Source organism: Streptomyces sp. NPDC020958 (genome assembly GCF_055562175.1).
The window spans coordinates 42,196-54,380 of record NZ_JBVHFU010000011.1 but is presented as its reverse complement, the minus strand read 5'-3'; the positions used below and the strand labels follow the sequence as shown (position 1 = coordinate 54,380).

The 12,185-nt window shown below is 70.5% G+C and carries 13 protein-coding genes; 4 read left to right on the top strand and 9 right to left on the bottom strand.

Annotated features, from left to right (window positions below; all coding sequences use genetic code 11):
• Positions 1–11: 11 nt before the first annotated feature.
• Complete coding sequence (locus tag ACZ3KP_RS27680) at positions 12–1,316, bottom strand: DUF6986 family protein (RefSeq protein WP_467502504.1); 1,305 nt, start codon at positions 1,314–1,316, stop codon at positions 12–14.
• 197 nt (positions 1,317–1,513) lie between these two features.
• On the opposite strand from ACZ3KP_RS27680, the gene ACZ3KP_RS27675 reads away from it, so the two are divergent.
• Positions 1,514–2,458: an endonuclease/exonuclease/phosphatase family protein gene (locus ACZ3KP_RS27675; protein WP_467502502.1), complete on the top strand. Its 945-nt coding sequence runs from the start codon at positions 1,514–1,516 to the stop codon at positions 2,456–2,458.
• A gap of 100 nt (positions 2,459–2,558) precedes the next feature.
• On the opposite strand, the gene ACZ3KP_RS27670 is transcribed toward ACZ3KP_RS27675, so the two are convergent.
• The 4 genes from ACZ3KP_RS27670 to ACZ3KP_RS27655 all read right to left on the bottom strand — a co-directional run bounded on the left by ACZ3KP_RS27670 (position 2,559) and on the right by ACZ3KP_RS27655 (position 5,712).
• Entirely contained in the window at positions 2,559–3,521 is a 963-nt protein-coding gene (locus ACZ3KP_RS27670; RefSeq protein ID WP_132887446.1) for an electron transfer flavoprotein subunit alpha/FixB family protein, read from the bottom strand.
• A 52-nt stretch (positions 3,522–3,573) separates the two neighbouring features.
• Positions 3,574–4,362 (bottom strand): electron transfer flavoprotein subunit beta/FixA family protein, encoded by a 789-nt coding sequence (locus ACZ3KP_RS27665; protein WP_358973480.1) that lies wholly within the window; start codon positions 4,360–4,362, stop codon positions 3,574–3,576.
• A gap of 218 nt (positions 4,363–4,580) precedes the next feature.
• Complete coding sequence (locus ACZ3KP_RS27660) at positions 4,581–5,090, bottom strand: flavin reductase family protein (protein WP_467502499.1); 510 nt, start codon at positions 5,088–5,090, stop codon at positions 4,581–4,583.
• 208 nt (positions 5,091–5,298) lie between these two features.
• Positions 5,299–5,712 carry a TlpA family protein disulfide reductase gene (locus ACZ3KP_RS27655; protein ID WP_467502825.1) on the bottom strand — a complete coding sequence of 138 codons (414 nt, stop codon included), beginning with the start codon at positions 5,710–5,712 and terminating at the stop codon, positions 5,299–5,301.
• 105 nt (positions 5,713–5,817) lie between these two features.
• Here ACZ3KP_RS27655 and ACZ3KP_RS27650 point away from each other — a divergent pair, with 105 nt between their 5' ends.
• Complete coding sequence (locus ACZ3KP_RS27650; RefSeq protein ID WP_467502497.1) at positions 5,818–6,234, top strand: DUF4395 domain-containing protein; 417 nt, start codon at positions 5,818–5,820, stop codon at positions 6,232–6,234.
• A gap of 188 nt (positions 6,235–6,422) precedes the next feature.
• Positions 6,423–7,151 carry a lysophospholipid acyltransferase family protein gene (locus tag ACZ3KP_RS27645; protein WP_358973473.1) on the top strand — a complete coding sequence of 243 codons (729 nt, stop codon included), beginning with the start codon at positions 6,423–6,425 and terminating at the stop codon, positions 7,149–7,151.
• A gap of 16 nt (positions 7,152–7,167) precedes the next feature.
• Here the strand turns inward: ACZ3KP_RS27645 and ACZ3KP_RS27640 are convergent, their stop codons facing one another.
• The 4 genes from ACZ3KP_RS27640 to ACZ3KP_RS27625 form a co-directional block, all read right to left on the bottom strand.
• Positions 7,168–7,761 (bottom strand): transglutaminase domain-containing protein, encoded by a 594-nt coding sequence (locus ACZ3KP_RS27640; protein WP_467502495.1) that lies wholly within the window; start codon positions 7,759–7,761, stop codon positions 7,168–7,170.
• A 69-nt stretch (positions 7,762–7,830) separates the two neighbouring features.
• Positions 7,831–8,904, bottom strand: coding sequence for a threonine aldolase family protein (locus ACZ3KP_RS27635; RefSeq protein ID WP_467502493.1), 1,074 nt, complete (start codon positions 8,902–8,904; stop codon positions 7,831–7,833).
• A complete protein-coding gene (locus ACZ3KP_RS27630; protein WP_360565200.1) occupies positions 8,901–9,647 on the bottom strand; it encodes an SDR family NAD(P)-dependent oxidoreductase in 747 nt (248 codons plus the stop codon). Before ACZ3KP_RS27630 ends, ACZ3KP_RS27635 begins: the two co-directional genes overlap by 4 nt.
• Positions 9,648–9,688: 41 nt before the next feature.
• Complete coding sequence (locus ACZ3KP_RS27625; protein ID WP_467502491.1) at positions 9,689–11,086, bottom strand: DUF6421 family protein; 1,398 nt, start codon at positions 11,084–11,086, stop codon at positions 9,689–9,691.
• Positions 11,087–11,498: 412 nt separating this feature from the next.
• Here ACZ3KP_RS27625 and ACZ3KP_RS27620 point away from each other — a divergent pair, with 412 nt between their 5' ends.
• Positions 11,499–12,182: a glycerophosphodiester phosphodiesterase gene (locus ACZ3KP_RS27620; RefSeq protein WP_387146258.1), complete on the top strand. Its 684-nt coding sequence runs from the start codon at positions 11,499–11,501 to the stop codon at positions 12,180–12,182.
• Positions 12,183–12,185: the final 3 nt, after the last annotated feature.

Below are 12,185 nucleotides of genomic sequence, written 5' to 3'. Positions count from 1 at the left end.
GACGAGGGGATCTAGTGTGCGGAAGTCGTCAGGTCGCCGCGCCTGGGTGTCGCGAAGCCGTCCAGGTCGGCGCGGGTCAGACCGGTCAGGTGTGTCACCTCGGCGGTGTCGAGGGCACCGCAGTCCAGGCCGCGCAGCAGGTAGCCGCTGAGGGCCTTGGCGGTGGCGGGCTCGTCCATGACGTCGCCGCCGGTGCGGTTGGCGTACCGGGCGAGTCTGGCGGCGGCCTGCTCCAGGCCCTCGCGGTAGAAGGCGAAGACGGCCGCGTACCGGGTGGGGAGGTGACCGGGGTGCATGTCCCAGCCCTGGTAGTAGGCGCGGGCCAGGGCGCGGCGGGTGAGGCCGTAGTGCAGCCGCCAGGCTTCGTGCACGTGGGCGGTGGGCCCGACCGGCAGCAGGTTGGTGGAGCCGTCGGACACGCGGACCCCGGTGCCCGCCGCGGCGACCTGCATGACCGCCTTGGCGTGGTCGGCGGCGGGATGGTCGGCGGCCTGGTAGGCGGCCGAGACGCCGAGGCAGGCGCTGTAGTCGAAGGTTCCGTAGTGCAGTCCGGTGGCGCGGCCGTCGGCGGCCTGGATCATCCGGGCGACGGTGGCGGTGCCGTCGGCGGCCAGGATGGCCTGGCTGGTCTCGATCTGGATCTCGAACCCGATCCGGCCGGGCGCCAGGCCGTGCACCTTCTCGAAGGCCTCCAGGAGCCGGGCCATCGCGGTGACCTGCTCGGGGTACGTCACCTTGGGCAGGGTCAGCACCAGCCCGTCGGGCAGGCCGCCGGCCTGCATCAGGCCGGTGAGGAAGATGTCCAGGGTGCGGATGCCCCGGTCCCGCACCGCGGCCTCCATGCACTTCGTGCGGATGCCCATGTACGGCGCCGCGGTCCCGATCCGGCAGGCCTCCGCGATCAGCCGGGCCGCCCTGGCCGCCGCCGCGTCCTCCTCGGGGGCGGGGCGGGGGCCGTAACCGTCCTCGAAGTCGACGCGCAGGTCTTCGACCGGCTCGCGTTCCAGTTTGGCGCGGACGCGGGAGTACACGGGTTCGGCGAGGTCCTCGGACAGGCCGAGCACGGCGGCGAAGGAGGCGGCGTCCGGGGCGTGTTCGTCGAGGGCGGCGAGCGCCCGGTCACCCCACGAGCGGATGGTGCCGGCCTCGAAGGCGTCCGCGGGGACGTACACGGTGTGGACGGGCTGGCGGGTCCCGGGATCACCCGGATAGCGGCGCTCGAGTTCGGCGTCGACGGGGGCGAGGGAGGCGCCGATCTCCTCGCTGACGGCGCCCGCGAGGCTCGTCGCCACCTTCTCCTGCTGGCCCTGGCCCATCCCACACCCTCCTGTTTTCCACTGTACGGAATCAACAATCCGTTGAGTGAAGTTATCCGGGTGCCTTCGCGGCGGTCAACACCATGTCCACGGGACGACACGCCCCCATCTGGGCATGTTCACGCTCATCACACACCTGGGTATCAGACTGCTCGTCGCCCGCCCGTCCGGCTTGTGCCCCCCCTGAAGGAGCCGTCGTGCCGAACCAGCGCCGAGTCACCCGCCGGCTGGGACTGCAGGTCCTGTTGGCCGCAGCGGTCACCCTGCCCCTCTCCAGTGCCGCCGTCACCGCCTCGTCCGCCTCCTCCGCCGCACCGCGCGCCCGCCGGACCGCCGCCCTCGCGGCACCGGCCGGGCCGGCACCCCGCCTCGACGTCATGACCTTCAACCTGCGGTACGCCGACACCGCCGAGCCGAACAGCTGGGCCGACCGCCGACCGGTGATGCGTGAACTGCTGCACCGGGCGCGGCCCCAGGTGATCGGCACGCAGGAGGGGCTCTACCAGCAACTGCTCGACATCGGCGCCGACCTCGGGCCGCACTACGACTGGATCGGCACCGGCCGCGAGGGCGGCAGCCGGGACGAGTCCACCGCCGTCTACTACGACCTGCGCCGGCTGGCTCCCGTGGAGCACTACACCTTCTGGCTCTCCGACACCCCGGAGGTCATCCGCTCCAACACGTGGGGCGCGGCCTTCCCCCGCATCGTCACCTGGGTCCGCTTCCGCGATCTCGCCGACGACGGACGGGAGTTCTACGTCGCCAACACCCACTTCGACCAGCGGAGCCAGTACGCGCGCGAGCGCAGCGCCACGCTCCTCGCCAAGCGGATCGCCGAGTTCGACCCGGCGCTGCCGGTCGTGGTGACCGGCGACTTCAACGCCTACGCCCACAAGAACCCGGCCTACGACACCCTGCTGGACTCCGGGCTCGTCGACACCTGGGACGCGGCGGAGCACCGCGGCCCCCGGTACGCGACCTTCCACGGTTACCGCCGGCTCAAGCCGGACGGCGACCGGATCGACTGGATCCTGACCTCGCCGGGTGTGATCACGCACCGGGCGACGATGGACACCTTCTCGATGCACGGCCAGTTCCCGAGCGACCATCTGCCGGTACAGGTCTCGCTGAGCCTGCGCTGACGAGCCTGCGCCGATGAGGCTGCTCCGATGAGGCTGTGCCACACGTAGAGGCCCCCGTGACCGGTGCCGGTCACGGGGGCCTCGGGCAGCCTGGTGGCGGTCAGCCCTTGCGGGCCTTGACCTCGTCGGTGAGCTGCGGGACGACGTCGAAGAGGTCGCCGACCACGCCGAAGTCGACCAGCTCGAAGATCGGGGCCTCGGCGTCCTTGTTGACGGCCACGATCGTCTTGGAGGTCTGCATGCCCGCGCGGTGCTGGATGGCGCCGGAGATGCCGTTGGCGATGTACAGCTGCGGGGAGACGGACTTGCCGGTCTGGCCGACCTGGTTGGTGTGCGGGTACCAGCCGGCGTCGACGGCGGCACGCGAGGCGCCGACGGCCGCGCCGAGGGAGTCGGCGAGGGCCTCGATGATCGCGAAGTTCTCGGCGCCGTTGACGCCGCGGCCACCGGAGACCACGATCGCGGCCTCGGTCAGCTCCGGACGTCCGGTCGACTCACGCGGGGTGCGGCCGGTCACCTTGGTACCGGTCGCCTTGTCCGAGAAGGTCACCGCGAGCGCCTCGACCGCACCGGCGGCCGGGGCGGCCTCCACGGCGGCGCTGTTGGGCTTGACCGTGATGACCGGCGTGCCCTTGGAGACACGGGACTTGGTCGTGAAGGAGGCAGCGAACACCGACTGGGTGGCCACCGGACCCTCGTCGCCGGCCTCCAGGTCGACGGCGTCGGTGATGATGCCCGAACCGAGGCGCAGCGCCAGACGCGCGGCGATCTCCTTGCCCTCCGCGGAGGACGGGACCAGGACGGCGGCCGGGGACACGGCGGCGACGGCGGCCTGGAGCGCGTCCACCTTCGGCACGACCAGGTAGTCGGCGTACTCGGACGCCTCGTGGGTGAGGACGCGGGTCGCGCCGTGCTCGGCGAGCGCGGCGGCGGTCTCCGCGGCGCCCGCGCCGAGGGCGACCGCGACGGGCTCGCCGATGCGGCGGGCCAGGGTCAGCAGCTCCAGGGTGGGCTTGCGGACGGCACCGTCCACGTGATCGACGTAGACGAGGACTTCAGCCATGGGATTGCTCTCCTGCGAAACGAAGTTGAGGTGCGGTCGGCGGCTGCGGGGCTCAGATGAACTTCTGGCCCGCGAGGAACTCGGCGAGCTGCTTGCCGCCCTCGCCCTCGTCCTTGACGATCGTGCCCGCGGTACGGGCCGGACGCGCGGCGGCGTCCTCGACCTTGGTCCAGGAACCCTCCAGACCGACCTCCTCCGCCTCGATGTCGAGGTCGGACAGGTCCCAGGAGGTCACCGGCTTCTTCTTGGCCGCCATGATGCCCTTGAAGGACGGGTACCGCGCCTCACCCGACTGGTCGGTCACCGACACGACGGCCGGAAGCTGCGCCTCCAGCTGCTCGGAGGCGGCGTCGCCGTCCCGGCGGCCCTTGACCGTGCCGTCCTCGACCGAGACCTCCGAGAGCAGGGTGACCTGCGGGACGCCGAGGCGCTCGGCCAGCAGCGCCGGGACGACGCCCATCGTGCCGTCGGTGGAGGCCATACCGGAGACCACCAGGTCGAAGCCGGCCTTCTCGATGGCCTTCGCCAGCACCAGCGAGGTGCCGATCGCATCGGTGCCGTGCAGGTCGTCGTCCTCGACGTGGATCGCCTTGTCCGCGCCCATCGACAGCGCCTTGCGCAGCGCGTCCTTGGCATCCTCGGGGCCGACGGTCAGGACGGTGACCTCGACGTCGTCGTCCGAGTTCTCCGAGATCTGCAGCGCCTGCTCGACCGCGTACTCGTCCAGCTCGGAGAGCAGACCGTCCACGTCGTCCCGGTCGACGGTCAGGTCATCGGCGAAGTGCCGGTCGCCAGTGGCGTCGGGCACGTACTTCACAGTGACAACGATCCTCAGGCTCACGCCGGCTCTCCTACTGCATCGTCTTTTCTGGGCTGCCTCTTGCAGGCAGCATAGGCTCCTGAAGCGGCCGATCCCGGTCGGGGCGGCCGCGCGCTCCGAACGAAATATTACTCGTCAGTACACTCAGTTCGTTCCCGCTAAGCAAGCGCTTTGAACTGTGACCTTCGCAACGCAGCGTAACCGGAACTCGACGCCCGCGCGGAACCAGGGACGCGTGATCAATCCCGCAGGCCGTTGAAGCCGCCCTGGTGGTAGAGGAGCGGGCGGCCGGCCCGGGAGGGATCGCCGAGGACCACCTCGGCCAGCACGATGCGATGGTCGCCGGCCGGGACCCGGGCGACGATCCGGCACACCAGCCAGACCAGGACGTCGTCGAGGACGGGAACACCCGCGTGCCCCTCGCGCCAGCCGGTGGACGCCCCGAAGCGGTCGGCGCCGCTGCGCGCGAAGGTGGCCGCGAGCTCCGCCTGGTGCTCGCCGAGGATGTGGACGCCGATGTGCTCGGCGGTCGATATCGCGGGCCAGCTGGAGGCGCCCGTGCCGATGCCGAAGGAGAGCATCGGCGGCTCGGCGGAGACGGACACCAGGGAGGTGGCGGTGAAGCCGACCGGGCCGCCGGCGCCGGGTGCGGTGATCACCGCGACGCCGGCCGCGTGCCGCCGGAAGGCGGAGCGGAGCAGATCGGGAGAGGCGAGCTGGGGCGTGCCGAGGTCGGGCGTGGCCGTCATGGAGATTTCCTTCTGCGGGAGGCGGTCTTCGGGGCCGTGGCTGCTCAACGGCCCGGACAGCGCGCGCTCGCGGTGCGTGCCAGGTCCACGTGGACCCGTCCGAAGAGAAGGAGTTCCTGAGGCATACGGTCAGGCTGACGATAGGTGGTGCGCCCAGTCAAGTACGTCCCGGCATATGGGAGCTGCCTCACCGTCATCAGCACGTCCGTCAGACCGCCTCTCCCAGCGCCGCTATGACATCCGCCCGGCGGGGCTGTCCGGTGGCCCGGCGCACCACTCGCCCCTGCGCGTCGAGCACCAGTACGGTGGGCGTCTTGAGGATGTCCAGCTCGCGTACGAGGTCGAGATGCGCCTCCGCGTCGATCTCGACGTGCGCCACGCCGGGGACCATTCCCGCGACCTCGTCCAGGACCCGTCGGGTGGCCCGGCACGGGGCGCAGAACGCGCTGGAGAACTGCACCAGCGTGGCCCGCTCACCCAGTTCGCCGCCGAGTTGCGCCGCTCCGAGCCGCTTTCCCTCGTCCCGCCCGCGCACCCGTATCCTCCCGCTCCGCCGCCTGTGCAGCACTCCGTAGACGCCCGCCGCCGCGAGCACCGCCACGCACACCACCAGTCCGGTCACCATCCGGACAGGTTGACACGCGGCGGCCCGTCACCGGCAGCAGCGTTCACAAGACTGCAAAGATTCCCGGCCCCACCACGGCCTCCGGGGCGGAATCCTTGGTTCATGGACATCGACGCACGTGGGCCGCGGTTCGGCGCGGCCGTGACGACGGTCGTGCTGGCCGCCGCACTGATCACCCGCAACCCCTGGATCCTGGCCTGGCAGACGCTGGCGTTCGCGTTCGGCGCGGCCGGCGGGGTGGGCCGCTCACCGTACGGCTGGGTCTTCCGGACCGTCGTACGCCCGAGGCTCGCTCCCCCGACGGAGTTCGAGGCGCCGGAGCCGCCCCGGTTCGCGCAGGCGGTGGGGCTGGTCTTCGCCGGGCTGGGTCTGGTCGGATTCACCCTCGGTCCGGAGTGGTTGGTGCTGGCGGCGACCGGGGCCGCGCTCGCCGCGGCTTTCCTCAACGCGGCGTTCGGATACTGCCTGGGGTGCGAGATGTTCCTGCTCGTACGGAGGCTGACGGTACGTGCAGAGTAAAGGATGGTTAAAAGTCCAAGGTGGATCACTAGGCCAACGTGACGAGGATCTCGCCGCTCCACGGCACCAGGGCTGGCTCCCCGTCCGTTCTTCGGGCACGATCTGCGAGACGCCGTAAAACCTACGGCTGCGTAACTTCCCGCCGGGAACCCCTTCCCCAGGCAGAGCAGAAAGGGTCCGTCCCGCCCATGGCAGAGCTGGTCTACCGTCCCGTCATCGGTTTCGCCAAGACGCTGTTCAAGGTCTGGGACCTGAAGATCGACTGCCAGGGGTCGGAGAACATCCCGCGCTCGGGCGGTGCGGTGCTGGTGAGCAATCACATCAGCTACCTCGACTTCGTCTTCGACGGCCTGGCGGCACTGCCGCAGAAGCGCCTGGTGCGGTTCATGGCGAAGGAGTCGGTCTTCCGGCACCGCATCTCGGGTCCGCTGATGCGCGGGATGAAGCACATCCCGGTGGACCGCGCGCAGGGCGAGACGGCGTACGAGCACGCGCTCGACTCGCTGAAGTCCGGTGAGATCGTGGGGGTCTTCCCGGAGGCGACCATCTCCCAGTCCTTCACCCTGAAGAGCTTCAAGTCGGGCGCCGCCCGCCTCGCCCAGGAGGCCGGGGTCCCGCTCGTGCCGATGGCACTGTGGGGCACCCAGCGCATCTGGACCAAGGGCCAGCCGCGCAACTTCAAGCGCAACCACCTCCCCGTCACCATCCGGGTCGGCGAGCCGGTCGAGGCGCCCCGTGACCAGTACGCGGGCGCCATCACCCGCCGGCTGCGCGGCCGCGTCCAGGAGCTGCTGGAGGCCGCCCAGCGTGCCTACCCGGCCCGCCCGAAGGACACCACGGACACCTGGTGGCTCCCGGCCCACCTGGGCGGCTCGGCCCCCACCCCGGAGCAGCTGAAGGCAGCCGAGGCGATCTGAGCCCCACCTCACCGCCTCAGAGCGCGGTGGGCAGTGTCCTCCAGAGGTGGGCGCGGTCTCGTGCCGCTTTGAGGGCGCCGAGCACGGCCGGGTGCGGTTCGGCGTACAGGAACGGATAGTCCACCTCGCCGCACTCCCGGTCCGGGACCCAGGCCAGCCGCTCGCCGTCGAGGGAGAAGCGGGCGTCGACGCCCGGTTTGTTGCCGCGCGGGTCCTGCCGGCGCCAGGCGCCGTGGAAGCGGACGGCGACCAGACCGTGCACCGCCCAGCCCGCGCCGTCGTCGTGCGCCAGCCGCTGGTAGCACAGGGCCGCCGGGACGTCCTCGGCCCGCAGCAGGGCGGCGAGGGCGTGGGCCTTGGCGTAGCAGATGCCGGTGCGCCGCTCCAGGACGTCCGAGGCGCGCCAGGTGACCCGGGGGTCGCCGGAATCGGCGGAGTGCGGGATCGCGTCCCGGACGAACTCGTATGCCGCCCGCGCATAGGCATACGAGTCCTCGGCCTCCCCCGCCAGCCTCGCGGCCGCCTCGCGCACCACCGGGTGGTGGTGGTCGATCGCCTCGTCGGCAGCCAGATATGCGGACAGGTCGGCGTTGTTCTGGATCAGCTCCATGGCGGCAGAGCATAGAAAAGCGATCACCCGAGCGTCAATGACCTTTCGAATGACCGCATATCTATGCATCTACTGGCGCGCCATCTCCTCCTTGAGCGCGGCCACGAAGGCGTCCACGTCCTCCTCGGTCGTGTCGAAGGCGCACATCCAGCGCACGTCGCCGGCGGCCTCGTCCCAGAAGTAGAACCGGAACCGCTTCTGCAGGCGCAGGCTCACGTCGTGCGGGAGCCGGGCGAAGACGCCGTTGGCCTGCACCGGGTAGAGGATCTCCACGCCGTGCACGGCACGGACGCCCTCGGCGAGCCGCTGGGCCATGTCGTTGGCGTGCCGGGCGTTGCGCAGCCACAGGTCCCTGGCGAGCAGGGCCTCCAGCTGCACCGACACGAAGCGCATCTTGGAGGCGAGCTGCATGGACAGCTTGCGCAGGTGCTTCATGTGGCTGACCGCGTCCTGGTTGATCACCACGACCGCCTCGCCGAACACGGCGCCGTTCTTGGTGCCGCCCAGGGAGAGGATGTCCACGCCGACGGCGTTGGTGAACGTGCGCATCGGCACGTCCAGGGAGGCCGCCGCGTTGGCTATCCGGGAGCCGTCCAGGTGCACCTTCATCCCGTGCGCGTGGGCGTGCTCGCAGATCGCGCGGATCTCGTCCGGGGTGTAGAGGGTGCCCAGCTCGGTGCTCTGGGTGATGGACACGACCTGCGGCATCGCTCGGTGTTCGTCGTCCCAGCCGTACGCCTGCCGGTCGATGAGCTCCGGGGTGAGCTTGCCGTCGGGGGTGGGCATGGTGAGCAGTTTGAGGCCGCCCATGCGCTCGGGGGCGCCCCCCTCGTCGACGTTGATGTGCGCGCTCTCGGCGCAGATCACCGCGCCCCAGCGGTCGGTGACCGCCTGGAGCGCGACGACGTTCGCCCCGGTGCCGTTGAACACCGGGAAGACCTCGGCGGTGGCCCCGAAGTGGCTGCGGATGATCCGCTGGAGGTTCTCGGTGTACTCGTCCTCGCCGTAGGCCACCTGGTGGCCGCCGTTGGCCAGGGCCAGGGCGGCCAGCACCTCGGGGTGCGCACCGGCGTAGTTGTCACTGGCGAAACCGCGGACCTGCGGGTCGTGGTGGCGACGCGCGTCGGTCTTGGGAGGGTTCACGGCTTCTCGGTCAGCCACAGACGGTTTCCGTTCAGTTCGGCGGCGGGCTTGCTCCAGACGCCCTCGATGGCCTCGGCCAGGTCCTTGACGTCGGTGAAGCCCGCGAACTTCGCGTTGGGCCGCTCGGCGCGCATCGCGTCGTGCACCAACGCCTTCACCACCAGGATGGCAGCGGCCGAGGTCGGGCCCTCGGGCCCCCCGGCCTTGCGGAAGAAGTCGGCCAGGGCGAGCGTCCACGCCTCCGCGGCGGCCTTGCCCGCGGCGTACGCGGCGTTGCCCGCGGTGGGCCTGCTCGCGGCGGCCGCGCTGATCAGGACGTACCTGCCGCGCTCGCTGCGCTGCAGCGCCTCGTGGAAGGCGAGGGAGGTGTGCTGCACGGTCTTGACGAGCAGCAGTTCCAGGAAGTCCCAGTCGTCCAGGCTGGTCTTGGTGAAGGTCTCGCTGCCCCGCCAGCCGCCGACCAGGTGCACCAGGCCGTCGACGCGGCCGAAGTCCTTCTCGACGTGGGTGGCCCAGTCCCGGGTGGACCGGAGGTCGAGCAGGTCGACCGTGTCCCCGATGACGCTGGCGCCGCCGGACGCGTAGCGGGCCGCGTCCACGGCCTCCGACAGCCGCTGCGGATCGTTGTCCGCCCCTACGACGGTCGCGCCCGCCTCGGCCAGACGCAGCAGCGTCGCCCGGCCCGCGGGGCCGCCCGCGCCCGCCACCGCGATCACCGCACCACTGAGAGACCCGTTGCCCACCATGTGCTTCCCCTCTTGAGCGGAGTTCCGCGGCCGCTCGCTCACGCGGCGACCGGCTCGGCGCTGTCCGCGGTGATGCCCTTGGTCTCGGCGATCACCGTCTTCAGCTTCTTGGACAGGGCCTCGTAGAACATGCTCAGCGGAAACTCGTCCGGAAGCACGTCGTCCACGAGCTTGCGGGGCGGCAGGCTCAGGTCCAGGGCGTCCGGGCCCTTGGCCCACTTGGAGCCGGGGTGCGGGGCGAGGTAGGTGGCGACCAGTTCGTAGCCGGCGAACCAGTGCACGAGCTTCGGGCGGTCGATGCCGTCCTTGTACAGCTTCTCGATCTCGGCGCACAGCTGGTTGGTGACCAGCGGGGCGCGCTCCCAGTCGATGGCGAGCTTGTTGTCGGTCCAGCGGACCACGTCGTGCTTGTGCAGGTAGGCGAAGAGCAGCTGACCGCCGAGCCCGTCGTAGTTGCGGACCCGGTCGCCGGTGACCGGGAAGCGGAACATGCGGTCGAAGAGCACCGCGTACTGCACGTCACGGGCCTGCGGGACGCCGTCGGCCGCCAGCTTGACGGCCTCCTTGAAGGCGGTGAGGTCGCAGCGCAGCTCCTCCAGGCCGTACATCCAGAACGGCTGGCGCTGCTTGATCATGAACGGGTCGAACGGCAGGTCGCCGTGGCTGTGGGTGCGGTCGTGGACCATGTCCCACAGCACGAAGGCCTCCTCGCAGCGCTTCTGGTCGTGGACCATGGCGGCGATGTCCTCGGGCAGGTTCAGGCCCAGGATGCCGACGGCCGCGTCGGTGACCCGGCGGAACCGGGCGGCCTCGCGGTCACAGAAGATGCCACCCCAAGAGAAACGTTCCGGCGCCTCGCGCACGGCGATGGTCTCGGGGAAGAGGACGGCAGAGTTGGTGTCGTAGCCGGCCGTGAAGTCCTCGAACTTGATGCCGCAGAACAGCGGGTTGTCGTAGCGGGTGCGCTCCAGCTCGGCCAGCCAGTCCGGCCAGACCATGCGCAGCACGACCGCCTCCAGGTTGCGGTCCGGGTTGCCGTTCTGCGTGTACATCGGGAAGACGACCAGGTGCTGGAGGCCGTCCGCGCGGTTCGCGGCGGGCTGGAAGGCCAGCAGCGAGTCCAGGAAGTCGGGCACCTGGAAGCCGCCGTCGGCCCACGCACGGAGGTCGCGGACCAGGGCCCGGTGGTACTCGGCGTCGTGCGGCAGCAGCGGCGAGAGCTCCTCCACGGCGTCGATCACGACGTCCACGGCCCGCCCGGCGTCGCCGCGGGCCGGCGCGCCCTCGGCGGCGAAGTCGATGGAACCGTCCTTGGACTGCCATGGCCGGATCCGCTCCACGGCATTCTTGAGCATGGGCCACGCGGGGTGCTCGACCACCCTGGTCACGGGAGGAACCTGCTCCTCCGAGCCCACCTGCACAAGAATTTCCGTCATGATCCATCCTCCACGGGAGATGCTTCCGTTAGGACACCGTATGCATACGGGGTTTCTCCCAGCAAGAGGGCCCTCAGGAAATTATCCTGCACCACCGCACCTTCACCGCGCTTTTTCCTGTGCGAAACCGTGAATGCAGTCACATCCACGAGAAGAGGTGAGAGAGCGTCAGCTCCGGGGCACCGCATGGATCCGGCCGGTCAATGCACGGCGCAACGCGCCCACCACCGGGTGACCGCCAGTGGGGTCAGGGACCAGACGCCGCGCGCCCGGCGCTCCAATCCCCCCGTGTAGATACGGGTTCATCGTGACGAGCGGCCATTAGGCTGCGCCCAGCCGCGTGGACAGCGACGTCCCGTCGTACGGTCCGCGCGCACCCCCACCGCCGCCGTCGACGGAAGCGAGATGAATCTTGAACTTCCTTACCATCGGTCATCGCGGAGTCATGGGCGTCGAGCCCGAGAACACCCTCCGTTCCTTCGTCGCCGCGCAGCAGGCCGGCCTCGACCTGATCGAACTCGATCTGCACCTCAGCAAGGACGGCGCCCTGGTCGTCATGCACGATGCCGAGGTGGACCGCACGACCGACGGCTCCGGCCCGATCGCCGAGAAGACCCTGGAGGAACTGCGCGCCCTTGACGCGGGCCGGGGTGAACGGGTGCCGGTGTTCGAGGAAGTCCTGGAGGCGGTGCAGTCCCCACTACAGGCCGAGATCAAGGACGTCGCGGCGGCCCGCGCGCTGGCCGAGGTCATGCAGCGGCGGGACCTGGTGTCCCGGGTGGAGGTGTCCTCGTTCCACGACGAGGCCGTCGCCGAGATCGCCAGGCTGGTGCCGGGGGTACGGACCGCACTGATCGCCAGCCGGTACGGCACCGACGTGGTGGAGCGGGCCCGGGAGGCGGGGGCGGCGACCCTCTGCCTCAACATCCGGCGGCTGACCCTGGAGGTCGTCGAGCACGCCCGCAAGGCGGACCTGCGGGTGATCGGCTGGGTGGTGAACACCCAGGACCAGCTGCGGCTGGTCCGCGCCCTGCAGCTGGACGGCGCGACCACCGACTACCCGGAGATCAAGCGCACCGCCCGCTTCACCGCCTGAGGT

Excerpts from the sequence above, each read along its gene's own strand:
- ACZ3KP_RS27680 (WP_467502504.1), bottom strand. The coding sequence starts at position 1,316 with ATGGGCCAGGGCCAGCAGGAGAAGGTGGCGACGAGCCTCGCGGGCGCC.
- ACZ3KP_RS27670 (WP_132887446.1), bottom strand. The coding sequence starts at position 3,521 with ATGGCTGAAGTCCTCGTCTACGTCGATCACGTGGACGGTGCCGTCCGC.
- ACZ3KP_RS27660 (WP_467502499.1), bottom strand. The coding sequence starts at position 5,090 with ATGACGGCCACGCCCGACCTCGGCACGCCCCAGCTCGCCTCTCCCGAT.
- ACZ3KP_RS27650 (WP_467502497.1), top strand. The coding sequence starts at position 5,818 with ATGGACATCGACGCACGTGGGCCGCGGTTCGGCGCGGCCGTGACGACG.
- ACZ3KP_RS27645 (WP_358973473.1), top strand. The coding sequence starts at position 6,423 with ATGGCAGAGCTGGTCTACCGTCCCGTCATCGGTTTCGCCAAGACGCTG.
- ACZ3KP_RS27640 (WP_467502495.1), bottom strand. The coding sequence starts at position 7,761 with ATGGAGCTGATCCAGAACAACGCCGACCTGTCCGCATATCTGGCTGCC.
- ACZ3KP_RS27625 (WP_467502491.1), bottom strand. The coding sequence starts at position 11,086 with ATGACGGAAATTCTTGTGCAGGTGGGCTCGGAGGAGCAGGTTCCTCCC.